Below are 14,536 nucleotides of genomic sequence, written 5' to 3'. Positions count from 1 at the left end.
GACGCGGAATTCACTTCCGCGTCGCGCGCCAAGCAAAAGGGCGGCCCGACCAATGTCGTGCCGCCCTTCTTCGTTTGCAGAACCTTTACTATCCCACCCCGTCACCCCGGACCCGTTCCGGGGTCCACCGTCCCGCGAGACAAACGTAACGAGTTTGCGACACGGCGGATGCCGGAACAAGTCCGGCATGACGGACGTCTTAACCCTCTCCCTACGCCGTCACCGCCTCGGCTTTCGGATTGACCTTCGACGTCGCCATCGCGGTCAGCTTGTCGTCGGTGGCATATTCCTCGTCGAGCGTTTCCTTGAGGATCGCCGCGATCTCGGTCCGCTCCAGCTGGTTCGCCCACGCGATCATCGTGCCGTAACGGGCGATCTCGTAATGCTCGACCGCCTGTGCCGACGCGATCAGCCCGGCATCGAGTACCGCCTTGTCGGCGATCTCGCCCGCGACTTCGTTGGCTTCCTTGATGATCCCGTCGATGGCGGGGCAGGTCACCGCCTTCGCCTTCTCGCCAAGCAGTTCGAACACGCGCTCCAGCCGCGCGATCTGCCCTTCGGTCTCGCGCAGATGCGTCTCGAACGCCTTTTTCAGCGCCGGCGCGGTTGCCTTCTCCGCCATCTTGGGCAGCGCCTTGGCGATCTGGTTCTCGGCATAATAGACGTCCTGCAGCTGGTGCAGGAACAGGTCGTCGAACGTCGTGATGTCTTTGGAAAACAGGCCCATGATGGTTCCTCGCATAGCCACGCGAAGCCAATCGCTTCGGCTGTGAAACAACGTCTAGTGCGCGCGAAGTTTCCCGGTCGCCTCGTTGGCCAGCCGCTGGTCCAGCTTTGTCCGCGCCGCCGCGGCATAGCGCGCGCACCCGGTGCGATCGATCAAGGCCGCGCCGCCGCCGAGCCGCGCATACAAGTCGCTCGCCGCGGGGTGCGGCGTGATCACGACGTCGCAGCGCAGGCGCCCGACCTTGGCTATCGTGCTCCGCAACCGCGCCACATAGGCCGCATGGTCGGCGAACCGGTATCCGTCCCCGGAGATCGCGCTCAGGCTGTCCGCATAGACGATCGTCCGGCACGCGCCGCGGTCGCACGACCGCCACGTCCACGACGTCCCGCCCGGCGAATGCCCCGGCGTTGCGAGCGCAGTCAGCCTGATCGGCCCCAGCACCACGGTCTCGCCGTCGCGGACGATCCGCCCTACGCGCGCGCCGGCGAACTCGGCGATGCCGTTGCCCTGCGGATCGTCCGCCGCCGGCACGCCGCTTTCGAGTGCCCGCCGCGCTGCCGCCCTCGCCACCAGCGTCGCCCCGGTCGCGCGCTGCATCCCGCGGAAACCACCGGCGTGATCGCCATGCTCGTGGCTCGACAGCATCAGTTTCACGTCCGACGGTCGCAGTCCCAGTCGCCGGATGTTGGCGACGATCGACGGCACCGCCTCGGCGGTCGCGGCGTCGATCAGCACATGGCCGCTGGGCCCGGTCACCAGCAGCACGACGATCCCGCAGGTGCCTACGTCATAGACGTTGGCGAAGATCCGCACCGGTGGCGCGGGGTCGCTCCACCCATCCTTGCCCTGGCACTGGCGCTGATGCGCGGCGAAGCGTGCCGGGTGCGCCGCGGTCGGCACATCGGCAGCGACCGGGTGTGTGGAGAGCAGACCGATCGCCATGATTCCTACACGTAAGAAGCGCGCCACCTCGTCCTCCAATTCGTCATCCCGGACTTGATCCGGGATCCAGGGTATCGGGCAGCACCGTTCGTGGCTCTGGATCCCGGGTCAAGCCCGGGATGACGAGCGGGGTGGGCGAACGCTTGCCCTCCGCCCGCCGCCAACCCAAATACCGGCGATGTATGGCGTTCAGGCTCCCCGCGACCGGATCGCATCCGCGACCGCCGCGATCCTGCTCTGCGCGATCATCGGTTATGCGCTGATTCTGGGTCTCGGCGTGACGATGCCCGGCGTCGTGCCCGACGCGCTCAAACTCTTCGCGGTCGGCCCCAAGCCACCCCCGCCGCCGCCCGAACGCGTTATTCCCCGTCCCGCCAAGAGCCATCGCCCCGAAGGCGCGGCGTCGCCCGCCAATTTGCGCGCCAAGGCGACCGAGATCGTCGCGCCGAAACCGATCGTACCCCCGATCGTCCCGCCGCAGGTCATCGTCGCCCTCAAATCCGGCGTCGGTGCCGCGGCGAACACCGGCGCCGCGCCCGTGCCCGGTCCCGGCACCGGTGCCGGTGGAGTCGGCAACGGCACAGGCAGCGGCGGCGCGGGTGATGGCGACGGCGACGGCGGCGACGAAACCCCGCCGCGGTTGATCAAGAGCCGCTTCAGCCGCGGCGATTTCCGCGAGGCCGAGGCGCTGGTCGGCGAGAACAACGTCGTCGGCCGGTTGGGCGTGCGCTACACCGTCGGCACCGACGGCCGTGTCAGCCAATGCCGGATAACGCGCTCCAGCGGCAAGCCCGCGCTAGACGGCATCACCTGCCGCCTGATCGAGAAGCGCTATCGCTACCGCCCCTCGCTCGACGCGGCCGGGCGGCCGGTGGTGTCGACGGTGTTCCACAACCAGGACTGGTTCGAGACCGACGACGGTGGCGGATACGGCGATGAGAACGAATAGTCACCCACCGCGCTAGCTTCCCCCGGCGGAGGCCGGGGCCCAGTTGGGGGACAGTGGTACTGAAGGTCACCCGTCGTCGCAGAGGCCTTCCCACCTGGGCCCCGGCCTTCGCCGGGGCGGGTACGGGCACATTCCGAAACCGCTGTCCTACACATGCAATGCTGTGCCACCTTCGCAGACGTGACGAACACCGATCCCCGCAATATGTTCTGCCGCGCGGCAACAGCCCGCGCGCGTGACCTTTACGACCTTTCGCGGACCGCAACGCCATGATCGCCGTGCTCCTGCTTCTCGCCGCCGACCCCAGCGTCGCCACCCGCGTCGACCGTATCCTCACGCGCACGCCGGTCATCGACGGCCACAACGACCTCGCCTGGGAAATCCGCGAGCGGCATGCGGCCAACCCCGAATCCGTACCCCTCGCGCGCGACACCGCGGCACTCCCCTATCCGCTCCAGACCGACATCCCGCGCCTCCGCAAAGGCCGGGTCGGCGGTCAGTTCTGGTCGGTGTGGATTCCAACGGACCTGACCGGCCCTCGCGCGGTCGAGACGACGCTCGAACAGATCGACATCGTTCGCCGCTTCGTCGCCGCGCACCCGGGCGCGTTCGAACTGGCCAGCAGCGCAGCCGACATCCGCCGCATCGAGAAAGCGGGCCGGATCGCGTCGCTGATCGGCGTCGAGGGCGGGCACCAGATCGACGGCCGCCTGTCGGTCCTGCGGCAATATCGCGCGCTCGGCGTCGCCTATATGACGCTGACCCACGGCAAGAGCCTGGCCTGGGCCGATTCGTCGACCGATGCCCCGCGCGCAAACGGGCTCACCGATTTCGGGCGGCAGGTCGTCGCCGAGATGAACCGCATCGGCATGGTCGTCGACGTCAGCCATGTCTCCGACGCGACGATGCGCGCCGCACTCGCGGCCACCAAGGCGCCGGTGATCGCCTCGCATTCCAGCGCCCGCGCGCTCGCCGACGCACCACGCAACATCCCCGACGATCTGCTCGTAGCAATCGGCGCGAACGGTGGCGTCATCATGGTCAATTGCTACCCCGCCTTCCTCTCCGCCGACTGGCGCGCATGGGACCAGGCGCGCACCGCCTATGCCGCGTCGGTCGGCGTCCCCGCCGACGCCTATCGCGCCAAGGCCGCCGGACCGCTGATCGCCTGGGACGCCGTACACCGCGAACCGCGCGTGACCGCCGCGACGGTCGCCGACCATGTCGACTATGTCGCGCGCGTGGCGGGCCATGATCATGTCGGGCTCGGCGGCGACTATGACGGCATCCAGGGCACCAGCCCTGCCGACATGACCGGGGTCGACGGTTATCCGACTTTGTTCGCCGAACTCGCCCGCCGCGGCTGGAGCGACACCGATCTCGCCAAACTCTCCGGCGGCAACATCCTGCGTGTCATGGAGCGCGTCGAGGCGGTCGCGAAGAGCACGGCCTCCGTGCCACCGGGCGACGCGACCGACATCGCCGCGCGCTAACCCAGTCAGGTCACCTGTTCCGCCACGAGACGGCCCTCGGGCAACGGCCGGCACAGATCCGCGGCGGGTATCGCAGGGTCCAGCCACGCCGCCCAGTCGTCGCGCCCCAGCACGACCATCTGGCGGTCGTGATAGGGCGCTATATCAGGGCCGGGCGGGCACGTCAGCATCGTGAACGCCTCGCCCACCCCCGGGTCGGCGCGCCACAGCCCGGCGATGCAGAACCAGCGGTGATCGGTCAGCCGGAACGCCCAGCGCGTCTTGCGCTTCGGCTTGGGTCCGCCCGGCGGCGTCTCGGGCGTCGTGAATTCGTAGAAGGCGTCGACCGGGACCAGGCACCGGCCATGCCGGAATTCGCGCCCGTCGGAGCGGAAATTGTACACCGGCTTGCCGTGCGCGCCGGGCCAGCTCCACCGCCGCGTCACCAGCTCGGCGGCGTCGGCGGCCCCGTCCACCCCGCGGATGATCACTGTCGAATCGGTGATCCGGAACCCGTCGAGCGGCGCCATGTTGGGCAGCCCTTCGGGAAAATGCAGCGGGATCCGCGTCTGCGACCAGTCCTCGCGCAACTCGCCGAGGGCGATACGCCGGGCGGCCTCGTTGCACATCAGCCCAGCGCCTCGGCGATCAGCTTGCGCGAATTGGCGATCCCGTACAGCGCGATGAAGCTGCCCATCCGCGGCCCCTGTTCGGATCCGAGCAGCGTCTCGTACAGCGCCTTGAACCAGTCGCGCAGGGTGTGGAACCCGCCGGTCTTGCCGATCTCGTAGACGATGTTCTGGATGTCCTCCGCGCTCGCATCGGCGGGAAGTGCGGCGAGTTCGGCATCGAGCCGCTCCAGCGCCGCGATCTCGACACCCTCCGGCGCGCGCCGCTTCAACGTCGGCGCGACGAAATCGCGACCATAGGCCAGCGCGTGATCGATCAGCTTGTCGAGCTCGGGATATCGCTCCGCCGACGCGTCCACGACATAGTTGGAGAGATACCCCCAGACCTGCGCCTTGCTCGCATCGCCCATCACGCCGACCAGGTTGAGCAGCAGCCCGAACGTCACCGGCAGCTCGCCCGTCGGCAGCGTGCCGTCGTGGATGTGATGCACCGGATTGCCGAGCTTCTGCTTCAGGTCCTGCCCGGCATAATTGCCGCGGAACTGCCAATATTCGTCCACCGCACGCGGGATCACGCCCATGTGCAGCGACTTCGCCTTCTTCGGTTCGCGGTAGGCGTAGAAGGCCAGCGACTCCTGCGGCCCATAGGTCAGCCACTGGTCGAGGCTGAGCCCGTTGCCCTTCGACTTCGAGATCTTCTCGCCATTCTCGTCGAGGAACATCTCGTAGTTGAACCCCTCGGGCGGCCGCCCGCCGAGCACCCGCGCGATCTTCGACGACTGCGTCACCGAATCGATCAGATCCTTGCCCGCCATCTCGTAATCGACGCCGAGCGCGACCCAGCGCATCGCCCAGTCGACCTTCCACTGCAGCTTGGCCTTACCGCCGAGCACCGACTGCTCGATCCGCTGGCCCTCATCCTCGAACGCGATCAAACCCGCTTCGGCATCGATGACCTCGATCGGCACCTGCAGCACGATCCCGCTAGTCGGTGAGATCGGCAACACCGGCGAATAGGTCGCACGCCGCTCGGCGCGCAACGTCGGCAGCATCACGTCCTGGATACCCTGGAAGTGCCGCAGCACGCCCTTCAGCGCCTCGTCGAACCGGCCGCTGGTGTAATAGTCGGTCGACGACGCGAACTCATACTCGAAGCCGTAACGGTCGAGGAACTCGCGCAGCGTCGCATTGTTGTGCGCGGCGAAGCTGTCATGGCACCCGAACGGATCGGGCACCTGCGTCAGCGGCTTGCCGAGATGCTCCGCCAGCATTGCGCCGTTCGGCACATTGTCCGGCACTTTCCGCAACCCGTCCATATCGTCCGAAAACGCGATCAGCCGCGTCGGTGTGTCCGACAACGCATGATACGCGTTGCGCACCATCGTTGTGCGCAGCACCTCGTTGAACGTGCCGATATGCGGGAGCCCGGACGGCCCGTAGCCGGTCTCGAACAGGATCGGCGCACCGCCGGGTTTGCCCGCCGGATAGCGCTTCAGCAGTTTTCGCGCTTCCTCGTACGGCCAGGCTTTGGACTCGAGGGCGGCGGTGCGGAGATCGTCGGTCATGGCCGAAGCGACTAGCGCCTCGGCCGATATCCGTCACCCTGCTATCAGCGGCAGCGATCCTTCGCGGTGATCGACCGGTCGATCGCACGCCCGCCGAGCGCACCCGCCGCACCGCCGGCCACCGTGCCGAGCAGCCCGCCGCCCAGCGCATTGCCTGCCAAGGCGCCACCGACGCCGCCTGCAACCAGGCCCGTCGTCCCGCTCGAATGGCGGCAGCGCTTGGCACGATAGCGCTGGTTCTTGCCGCGATACTCCTTGCGCGCCTCGGCCTTGCTCGCCGGCACGACAACGGCGGCCGGAATTGCCAGCGACAAGGCGCTGAGCGCCATCAGAACGTTACGCATGCAGTATCTCCCTGGTGTTTGATCTCTGGCGCAACGCGTGCGGGCGGCGGCGGTTGCATGGCGAGCGGCGTCGCGATGGGTAAGCAGACCTCACACCCTTCATCATGCCGGACTTGTTCCGGCATCCATCGTGCGGCAAATTCTACGGCCAGTTGGCTTCGCGGCGCCATGGACCCCGGAACAAGTCCGGGGTGACGGAGTGTTTGGGTCGGGCGAACGGCAACCCCCTGTTGCCCTTTCGTTCCCCACACGCGATATCTGCCTCATGCCACTCCCCTATCCAGCCCTGCACGCCAGCCACGCCGGCATCTGGATAGCCACCGGCGACGAAACCCGCGCGGTTGGGCGGGGCGAAGCGATCCGGATCGCCGCCGACACCCCCGTGATCCTGCTCAACGCCCCCCTGATCGGCCAGCGTCTCGGCTATGCCGAGCTGACCGGGCTCGACCTGCTCGAACTCTACGCCTTTCTCCGCCCCGGCCAGTTCGCGGTGCCGACGCCGAAAGGGCTCGCACGCGTCGCGAACCTGCCGATGCCCGCCGACGATGCGCAGATCGCGCCGTTCCTGCTCCGTGCGGCGGATGCGCTGCTCGACATCACCGACGGCGACTGGCCAGAGCGCGAGGGCGCCTGGACCGCGGCGCAATCGCTGTTCCGGCTGCGCTGGCCCTGGGCCCCGGTCGTTGCCGATCGCCTCAAGAAGCCCGCGGTCAACGAACGCTGGCTGTTCAGCCGCCTGCCCGAATGGGAAGAGCACGCGCCGCGGCCGGCGCCGCGCACCGTCACGATCGAACCCGGCGATGCCGAGGCGCGGCTCGTCGACCTGACCGGCCACGGCGCCGAGGAACGCCCGGGCCAGCGCGCCTATGCCGGCGCCGCCACCGCCGCCTTCGCACCGCGCGCTGTCCGCGACACGCCCAACCTCGTCCTCGCCGAGGCTGGTACCGGGATCGGCAAGACGCTCGGCTATCTCGCCCCCGCCTCGCTCTGGGCGGAAAAGGCGGGCGGCGCGGTGTGGATCTCGACCTATACCAAGACGCTGCAACGCCAGCTCGGCCAGGAAACCGCGCGGCTCTATCCCGACGCGGCGACGCGCAAGGCCAAGGTCGTGACCCGGAAAGGTCGCGAGAACTACCTCTGCCTGCTCAACCTCGAGGATGCGCTGCAGGGCGGGTTCGCCGGTCGCGCGGCGATCCTCGCGCACCTGGTCGCGCGCTGGGCGGCGTATAGCGCCGACGGCGACATGGTCGGCGGCGATCTGCCCGGCTGGCTGCCGACCCTGTTCCGCCGCAACGGATCGACCGCGCTGACCGACCGCCGCGGCGAGTGCGTCTATGCCGGCTGCCCGCATTACAAGAAATGCTTCATCGAGCGCGCCGCGCGCGCCTCGTCCGAAGCCGACATCGTCATCGCCAACCATGCGCTGGTGATGGTCAACGCCGCACGCGGGCGCGAACTTGCGACGCGGCCGACGCGCTACGTGTTCGACGAGGGCCACCACATCTTCGACGCCGCCGATTCGATGTTCGCGACCGCGCTGACCGGCGCCGAGACGATCGAACTGCGCCGCTGGATCCTCGGCCCCGAATCGGGCGGTCGCGGCCGCCGTCGCGGGCTCGCCGCACGGCTGTCCGACGTTGCAAGCTATGACGAAGGCGGCGCGCGCGCGATCGCCGAGGCGGTCGCCGCCGCGGGCGCGCTCGCCAGCGACGGCTGGCTGCAGCGCGTGGGCGAGGGGGCGCCGTTCGGTCCGGTCGAAACGCTGCTCGCCGCCGTCCGCGGCCTCACCTACGCGCGCGCCGAACAGCCCGGCGATGCGGGCTACGGCCTTGAGACCGAACTGGCCGAACCCGACGCGACTTTGATCGAAGCGGCCGCGCCCGCCGCCGCCGCGCTCGACGCGCTGGTCCGCCCGCTGGTGACGCTCGGCCGGCGGCTGGAGGCGGTGCTCGCGGAAGCCCCCGACTGGCTCGACGGCCCCGCCCGCGCGCGCGTCGAGGGCGCGATCGCCTCGATCGGCTGGCGCGCGGAGACGGTGGCGGCTTGGCTGTCGCTGCTAGCGCGCATCGGCGGCCCGGCGGATCCCGACTTCGTCGACTGGCTCGCGGTCGACCGGATCGAGGGCCGCGAATTCGACATCGGGCTTCACCGCCATTGGCTCGATCCGACGCGCCCGTTCGCCGAAATCGTCCTCAAGCCCGCCCACGGTGCGCTCGTCACCTCCGCGACGCTGACCGGCGGCGGGGACTGGGAGGTCGCCGAAGCCCGCACCGGCGCGCCGCATCTCGCCCGCCCCGCCGCGCGGTTCCAGGCGGTCAGTCCGTTCGATTACGCCAAGCAGGCCGAGGTGCTGATCGTCACCGACGTCAAGCGCGGCGACGTTGCCGCGCTCGCCAACGCCTATGCGCGCCTGATCGTCGCCAGCCGCGGCGGTACGCTCGGGCTGTTCACCGCGATCCGGCGGCTGCGCGGCGTCCACGGCCGCATCGCCGACCGGCTGGCGCGCGAGGGCCTCCCGCTCCACGCGCAGCATGTCGACCCGATCGATACCGGTACCTTGGTCGACATCTTCCGCGACGATCCCGGCGCCAGCCTGCTCGGTACCGATGCGCTGCGCGACGGCGTCGACGTGCCCGGCCACTCGCTGCGCCTCGTCGTCATGGAGGGCGTGCCATGGCCCAAGCCCTCGGTCCTTCACGGTGCGCGGCGGCTGGCCGGCGGCGGTTCGGCCTATGACGACCGCATCGTCCGCGCGCGGCTGGCGCAGGCGTTCGGCCGTCTGATTCGCCGCGCCGACGATTCGGGCGCGTTCGTGATGCTGTCCGCGGCGATGCCGTCGCGTTTGCTCACCGCCTTCCCGCCGGGCGTGACGATCACACGAGTCACGCTCGACGAAGCGGTGACCCGAGTCGCGGCACGGCTTTCCTCCGGCGTCCGCCTGGGGCATGGATTGCACGAACCCGCCTGAGGACGCCCATGAAGACGCTGACGCTGCTGCGCCACGCCAAGTCCGGCTGGGACGATCCGGTCGCGCGCGACTATGACCGCCCGCTCAACGCCAAGGGTAGGCGCGCCGCGGCGATGGTCGGGCGCCACATCCGATCGCTCGGGCTCGATTTCGACCATGTCGTCGCCTCGCCCGCGGTGCGGGTCAGCGAAACGCTCGACGAGATCGTCGCCGGCTCCGGCCGCACGCTCGCGCCGGTTTGGGATCGGCGGGTCTACCTCGCCTCGGCGGGGACGTTGCTCGATGTCGTCCATGATCTGCCTGCCGACATCGAACGTGCCTTGCTCGTCGGCCACAATCCGGGGCTCGAGGATCTGGTGCTGATGCTCGTCCCCGACGCGCTCGATTCGCTCCGCGACGCGGTCGAGGAAAAATACCCGACCGCCAGCCTCGCCGAACTGCGGTTCGATACCGACACCTGGAGCGATGTCGCCGCGGGCGCCGCCACGCTAGTCCGCTTCATCCGCCCCCGCGATCTCGACCCGGATCTCGGCCCCGACGTCGACTGATCTTCCGTCATGCCGGGCTCGTCCCGGCATCCAGAGTACCACCCGCTACGGTCTGCAACCCTGGATTCCGGGACAAGCCCGGGATGACGGTCAGTCCGTGCCGCCCATCTTCGCCTTCAACCCGGCAAACGCGTTCACCGGCTGGAAATCCTCTTCCGCCACCACGCCCGCCGCCGTCAGCGCCGCCGCAGCACCTGGCCCGCGTGGGAACGGATCGAGCGCGAGCGCCAGCGTCTCCGCCGCCGCTTCGCCCAGATCGATCGCGCCGCTCTCGATCGGCATCGTGTCGAGCACGTCCTCCGACAGCTCGATCTCCTCGACGTCGCTCGCCAGTTCCTCGACGAAGCGCAACGACACCGGCTCGTCGATCGTCACCGACAACGGCGCGTCGGTGACCGAACAGGCCTGCACCACGTCGCCCGAGACGCGGCCATGCGCCAGCACGCTGCCCGCGTCGCGGCGGATCGCCAGCGTCGCCTCCAGCCGGCCGACCGACACCAGCCCGAAGCGCTTCGCGACCGCTTCGCGCTCGCCCGCATCCGCGGTGATCGTCACGCTGCGCTCGCGTTCGCCGATCGTGTCGAGCCGTTCGCGGCGGCTGAATTCGGGGGTCACGGCAACTCTCCTGCGAGCAAATGGGTGATCGGCGTCGCGGCGAGCGCCGCATGAAAGTTCATCAGGGTGAGCCGCACATGGCCAAGCGCGTCAGGCGTCGGCACGACGCCCCGGTACAGGTTGCGGATCATCGCGCCGTCGATGTCGCCTGCGGCCAGTCCGTCGCGATACGCGCCGAGGCGCCCGCCCAGCATCCCCATCATCCGGCCGATATGCTTGCCGACCACGATGTCGCCGATCCCGAATTCGCGCAGCTGCCCGTCCATGTCGTCGACGAATCGCTCGGCGAGTCGCGCGGCAGGCTCGCCGCCCGCCGGCTCGGCTTCCAGCCGCAGCATCACCAGTGCCAGGATCGTCGCGATCATATCGAACCGGCCGTCGACCGTGTCCGGCACGCCGCCTTCCAGATACCAATGTTCCGCGCGCGCGTGCATCACCACCGCGTTGTACAGCGGCAGCGCCTCGTCGCGCTTCTCTCCCAGCAATCGGCCGAACCACCCCAAAGCAACACGCCTTTCCGCGCCGCGGCTTGTCTGCCCGCGCATCCTCGCATATCGAGGCGATCGGCCGTCGATGCAATCGCGCACGCGCGCCTGTTCCGCGTACCCCGCCCTGGGAGTTGTTTATGAGCGTGTTTTCCGCCCGTACGGGTCTTGCCGCCGTGGCGTTGCTCGCGGCGGTCGCTACCGGCGGCTGTGCCCAGCTGCGCTCGCACCAGGGCTATGTCGTCGACGTCGACCTCGTCAATTCGGTCCAGCCCGGTGTCGACAACCGCCAGTCGGTGCTGGCGACTCTTGGCAAGCCGACGATCACCGGCCAATTCGACCAGGGCGACTGGTATTATCTCGCGCGCGACAGCCGCAACTACGCCTTCCGCAATCCGCGCCCCAACGCGCAGATCACGCTGCAGATCAGCTTCGACGCGCGGGGCACCGTGACTGCCATCCGGCGCAGCGGGATGGAACAGGTCGCGTCGATCAGCCCGTACGGCAAGACCACGCCGACGCTCGGTCGCCAGCGCGGCTTCTTCCAGGACCTGTTCGGCAACATCGGCACGGTTGGTGCGGCCGGCGCCGGCGGTGGCCAGGGCGCCGGTGGCAATCGCGATCGTCCCTGATCGGCGCGTTTAGAATGCGCGGTACGGAGAAGGTTTGGTCGCGCCACACTACGCAGTGGCGCGACCGGGCCTCGACCGGCACCGATCCCGAAAGGGGATAAAGGGATCGGTACTGCAACGTGCAACGCGCGTTTTGGTTCTCGGCCCGTCACACGCTCTGGCAGATAATGTCGCACGCGCTGACAGGTAAAAGCGCGCGAAACATCCGAATCGAACCTGACTTGCGCCAAAATGGAGCATCCGCCCGGTAACTTTCGCGCCGGGGGGCAAAAATGGGCGAGTCGGTCTGGGTCATCGATGCGATCGCGCGCGAGACGATGCTGTTCGCCGCGGTCGGTCTGCTGGTCGGCGGTATCGACGATCTTCTGGTCGATCTGGTCTATCTCGTCGCGCGGTTGCGACAGGGCAAACGCGCGCGGGCGACCGTCGCCGCGTTGCCGCCACCACAACGGCCGGGACGAATCGCCGTCTTCGTCGCGGCGTGGGACGAGGTCGCGGTGATCGGCGACATGCTGGCGACCGCGCTCGAGCGGTTCGACCATCACGACTATCGCATCTATGTCGGCGTCTATCCCAATGATCGCGGCACGATCAGGGCCGCCGCCGCGGTCGCCGAGCGCGATTCGCGGATCCGCTTGGTGGTTGGTCCACGCGACGGCCCGACGACCAAGGCAGACTGCCTCAACACGCTGTGGCGCGCGCTGCAACGCGACGATGCCCGCAGCCGGACCGCGACCAAGGCGATCGTGCTCCACGATGCCGAGGATGTCGTCCACGCCGACGAACTGCGCGTCTTCGACACGCTGATCGAGCACTATGACGTCGTCCAGCTGCCCGTACTGCCCCTCGTCAAGCGCGGCGCGCAGCTCGTGTCGGGGCATTACGCCGACGAATTCGCCGAAGCCCATGCCAAGCAATTGGTGGTTCGCGCGGCGCTGGGCGCGGGCATGCCGCTAGCCGGAACCGGGTGCGCGATCGCGCCCGATATCCTCGCGCTGATCGCCGCCGAGCGCGGCGGCGACCCGTTCGATGCGACCAGCCTGACCGAGGATTACGAACTCGGGTTGCGGATGGCCGAATGCGGCGCGCGCGCGACGCTCGCGCGGCTCGACGATGTCCGCGGCGCGATCGTCGCGGTTCGCGCCTTTTTTCCCCACCGGATCGAGTCCGCGGTGCGTCAGAAGGCGCGCTGGATGACCGGGATCGCGCTCGCCGGCTGGGACCGGACCGGCTGGTCGCGTCCGCTCGCGCTTGCCGACCACTGGATGCGGATGCGCGACCGGCGCGCGCCGCTGGCCGTCGTCGTGCTCGCGACGGCCTATTGCGCGCTGATCGCCTGGGCCTTTGCTGGGGGGCTCCACTGGTATGACGGTTCACGCCCGGCCGGCGGCGGTTGGCCGGGCATCTGGCTGTTGATCGCGAACACGCTGCTGCTCGGCTGGCGCTTGATGACGCGGATGATCTTCACCGCGCGCAGTTACGGCATGCGTGAGGCCTGCTGGTCGTTGCCGCGTTTCGTCGTCGGCAATTTCGTGGCGCTCAACGCGGCGCCGCGCGCGATGCTGCGCTATATCCGCATGCTCCGCGGCGGTGCGCCGGTGTGGGACAAGACCCGCCACGAGTTTCCCGACCTGGGGGCGGCGTTGCCGTGAAGGGCGGCCGACCGCTTCGCTTCCTATTGCTGACATTGGGCAGTTGGGTAGCGATCCGGACGGTGGCCTTATTGCCGACGGCAAACCCGCTTCCCGACGCGAAGACCACATGGGTAGCGCCCGCGGCGGCCCCACTCCGGCCGCGTCCGCCACCGACCCGCCCGGCGCCAGGCATCAGGGTAGAGGCAGCGATCGATCGCGTGCTGTCGCGACCGATGGTGCGCAGCGTAGCGGTGACGGCCCCGCATCCCGCCTCGTCGGTCCCGGCAGCGACAGTGACAGCCCCAGAACCCGCTATCGGGGCAGCGCAAGCGACGCTGCCGCCGCCGCTCGTCCCGACGCCGCGCGCAACCGGGCGCAACCGGCTTGCGGGCAGCGCTTGGCTGCTCGCGCGCGGCGGCCCCGCTGGATCGCTCGATGGCGGCCAGCTCGGCGCGTCGCAGGCCGGTGTGCGGTTCACCTATGCGCTCGGTGCGGCCCGGCGCGTCGCGCTCGCCGCGCGCGTCTCGGCGCCGATGAAGGGGCGCGGGCGCGAGGCAGCCTTCGGTCTCGACTGGCAGCCGACCCGGCTTCCCGTCCGGATCATCGCCGAACAGCGCGTGTCGCTCGATGGCGGGCGCGGCGGCCCGACGATCGGCGTCGTCGGCGGCTATGGCCCAGCCGACATCGCTACCGGCGTTCGATTGGAAGCCTATGGTCAGGCCGGCGCCATCGCGCGCGACGGCGTGGAGACCTTCATCGACACCGCCGCGCGAGTCACGCATCCCGTCGCGCACATCGCGGGCAAGCGGCTCGATCTGGGGCTCGGCGCCTGGGGCAGCGCGCAACGCGGCGCGAAGCGTTTCGACATCGGCCCCACGCTCGGTGTCGCGGTGCCGGTGGCGGGCACCGCGATCCGGTTCAACCTCGACTGGCGCCAGCGGATCGGTGGCACTGCGCGACCGGGATCGGGTCTGGCGCTGTCGATCGGCAGCGACTTCTAGCCGCGGCGGCATCAGCGGCTATAAC

14 protein-coding genes are annotated in these 14,536 nt (G+C 69.2%); 7 read left to right on the top strand and 7 right to left on the bottom strand.

The genetic code is table 11. From position 1 onward, the window contains the following. Nucleotides 1-211: 211 nt before the first annotated feature. Entirely contained in the window at nucleotides 212-727 is a 516-nt protein-coding gene (locus U1701_RS03615; protein ID WP_332781152.1) for a YciE/YciF ferroxidase family protein, read from the bottom strand. Between the two features lie 54 nt (nucleotides 728-781). After that, nucleotides 782-1,669, bottom strand: coding sequence for a subclass B3 metallo-beta-lactamase (gene bla, locus U1701_RS03610; RefSeq protein WP_332781151.1), 888 nt, complete (start codon nucleotides 1,667-1,669; stop codon nucleotides 782-784). Nucleotides 1,670-1,847: 178 nt separating this feature from the next. Between bla and U1701_RS03605 the strand changes: the two genes are divergently transcribed. Further along, the gene (locus U1701_RS03605; RefSeq protein WP_332781150.1) at nucleotides 1,848-2,618 is read left to right on the top strand and encodes an energy transducer TonB; all 771 of its coding nucleotides are present in this window, start codon (nucleotides 1,848-1,850) and stop codon (nucleotides 2,616-2,618) included. Nucleotides 2,619-2,887: 269 nt separating this feature from the next. Continuing rightward, a complete protein-coding gene (locus U1701_RS03600) occupies nucleotides 2,888-4,111 on the top strand; it encodes a dipeptidase (RefSeq protein ID WP_332781149.1) in 1,224 nt (407 codons plus the stop codon). A 5-nt stretch (nucleotides 4,112-4,116) separates the two neighbouring features. On the opposite strand, the gene U1701_RS03595 is transcribed toward U1701_RS03600, so the two are convergent. Genes U1701_RS03595 through U1701_RS03585 form a run of 3 tightly spaced genes read right to left on the bottom strand, consistent with a single transcriptional unit; the run spans nucleotide 4,117 to nucleotide 6,628 of the window. Continuing rightward, on the bottom strand, nucleotides 4,117-4,719 hold the full coding sequence (locus U1701_RS03595; protein ID WP_332781148.1) for an SOS response-associated peptidase family protein: 603 nt from the start codon (nucleotides 4,717-4,719) through the stop codon (nucleotides 4,117-4,119). After that, complete coding sequence (locus U1701_RS03590; RefSeq protein WP_332781147.1) at nucleotides 4,719-6,284, bottom strand: lysine--tRNA ligase; 1,566 nt, start codon at nucleotides 6,282-6,284, stop codon at nucleotides 4,719-4,721. Before U1701_RS03590 ends, U1701_RS03595 begins: the two co-directional genes overlap by 1 nt. A 44-nt stretch (nucleotides 6,285-6,328) precedes the next feature. Then, nucleotides 6,329-6,628 carry a hypothetical protein gene (locus tag U1701_RS03585; RefSeq protein WP_332781146.1) on the bottom strand — a complete coding sequence of 100 codons (300 nt, stop codon included), beginning with the start codon at nucleotides 6,626-6,628 and terminating at the stop codon, nucleotides 6,329-6,331. Between the two features lie 265 nt (nucleotides 6,629-6,893). Here U1701_RS03585 and U1701_RS03580 point away from each other — a divergent pair, with 265 nt between their 5' ends. After that, nucleotides 6,894-9,596, top strand: coding sequence for an ATP-dependent DNA helicase (locus tag U1701_RS03580; protein ID WP_332781145.1), 2,703 nt, complete (start codon nucleotides 6,894-6,896; stop codon nucleotides 9,594-9,596). An 8-nt stretch (nucleotides 9,597-9,604) separates the two neighbouring features. After that, on the top strand, nucleotides 9,605-10,144 hold the full coding sequence (locus U1701_RS03575; RefSeq protein ID WP_332781144.1) for a SixA phosphatase family protein: 540 nt from the start codon (nucleotides 9,605-9,607) through the stop codon (nucleotides 10,142-10,144). A gap of 90 nt (nucleotides 10,145-10,234) precedes the next feature. Here U1701_RS03575 and U1701_RS03570 read toward each other — a convergent pair whose 3' ends face one another. Continuing rightward, nucleotides 10,235-10,759, bottom strand: coding sequence for a YceD family protein (locus U1701_RS03570; protein WP_332781143.1), 525 nt, complete (start codon nucleotides 10,757-10,759; stop codon nucleotides 10,235-10,237). Beyond that, the gene (locus U1701_RS03565; protein WP_443025984.1) at nucleotides 10,756-11,304 is read right to left on the bottom strand and encodes a ubiquinol-cytochrome C chaperone family protein; all 549 of its coding nucleotides are present in this window, start codon (nucleotides 11,302-11,304) and stop codon (nucleotides 10,756-10,758) included. The genes U1701_RS03570 and U1701_RS03565 overlap by 4 nt, the downstream gene beginning before the upstream one ends. Before the next feature lie 80 nt (nucleotides 11,305-11,384). Here U1701_RS03565 and U1701_RS03560 point away from each other — a divergent pair, with 80 nt between their 5' ends. The 3 genes from U1701_RS03560 to U1701_RS03550 all read left to right on the top strand — a co-directional run bounded on the left by U1701_RS03560 (nucleotide 11,385) and on the right by U1701_RS03550 (nucleotide 14,511). Further along, nucleotides 11,385-11,876, top strand: coding sequence for an outer membrane protein assembly factor BamE (locus tag U1701_RS03560; protein WP_332781142.1), 492 nt, complete (start codon nucleotides 11,385-11,387; stop codon nucleotides 11,874-11,876). A 272-nt stretch (nucleotides 11,877-12,148) separates the two neighbouring features. Beyond that, nucleotides 12,149-13,528 carry a glycosyl transferase family protein gene (locus U1701_RS03555; RefSeq protein WP_332781141.1) on the top strand — a complete coding sequence of 460 codons (1,380 nt, stop codon included), beginning with the start codon at nucleotides 12,149-12,151 and terminating at the stop codon, nucleotides 13,526-13,528. Between the two features lie 275 nt (nucleotides 13,529-13,803). After that, nucleotides 13,804-14,511 carry a hypothetical protein gene (locus U1701_RS03550; RefSeq protein WP_332781140.1) on the top strand — a complete coding sequence of 236 codons (708 nt, stop codon included), beginning with the start codon at nucleotides 13,804-13,806 and terminating at the stop codon, nucleotides 14,509-14,511. The last annotated feature ends 25 nt before the right edge of the window (nucleotides 14,512-14,536 follow it).

Source organism: Sphingomonas rhamnosi (assembly GCF_036663615.1).
Lineage (GTDB): Bacteria > Pseudomonadota > Alphaproteobacteria > Sphingomonadales > Sphingomonadaceae > Sphingomonas.
This window is presented reverse-complemented; position numbering and strand designations above follow the sequence as displayed.

What these genes read in the sequence shown, in the direction of transcription:
- U1701_RS03590 (WP_332781147.1), bottom strand. Translation starts at nt 6,284, where the DNA reads ATGACCGACGATCTCCGCACCGCCGCCCTCGAGTCCAAAGCCTGGCCG.
- U1701_RS03585 (WP_332781146.1), bottom strand. Translation starts at nt 6,628, where the DNA reads ATGCGTAACGTTCTGATGGCGCTCAGCGCCTTGTCGCTGGCAATTCCG.
- U1701_RS03555 (WP_332781141.1), top strand. Translation starts at nt 12,149, where the DNA reads ATGGGCGAGTCGGTCTGGGTCATCGATGCGATCGCGCGCGAGACGATG.
- U1701_RS03600 (WP_332781149.1), top strand. Translation starts at nt 2,888, where the DNA reads ATGATCGCCGTGCTCCTGCTTCTCGCCGCCGACCCCAGCGTCGCCACC.
- U1701_RS03565 (WP_443025984.1), bottom strand. Translation starts at nt 11,304, where the DNA reads ATGCGCGGGCAGACAAGCCGCGGCGCGGAAAGGCGTGTTGCTTTGGGG.
- U1701_RS03580 (WP_332781145.1), top strand. Translation starts at nt 6,894, where the DNA reads ATGCCACTCCCCTATCCAGCCCTGCACGCCAGCCACGCCGGCATCTGG.
- U1701_RS03560 (WP_332781142.1), top strand. Translation starts at nt 11,385, where the DNA reads ATGAGCGTGTTTTCCGCCCGTACGGGTCTTGCCGCCGTGGCGTTGCTC.
- U1701_RS03615 (WP_332781152.1), bottom strand. Translation starts at nt 727, where the DNA reads ATGGGCCTGTTTTCCAAAGACATCACGACGTTCGACGACCTGTTCCTG.
- bla (WP_332781151.1), bottom strand. Translation starts at nt 1,669, where the DNA reads ATGGCGATCGGTCTGCTCTCCACACACCCGGTCGCTGCCGATGTGCCG.
- U1701_RS03575 (WP_332781144.1), top strand. Translation starts at nt 9,605, where the DNA reads ATGAAGACGCTGACGCTGCTGCGCCACGCCAAGTCCGGCTGGGACGAT.
- U1701_RS03595 (WP_332781148.1), bottom strand. Translation starts at nt 4,719, where the DNA reads ATGTGCAACGAGGCCGCCCGGCGTATCGCCCTCGGCGAGTTGCGCGAG.
- U1701_RS03605 (WP_332781150.1), top strand. Translation starts at nt 1,848, where the DNA reads ATGTATGGCGTTCAGGCTCCCCGCGACCGGATCGCATCCGCGACCGCC.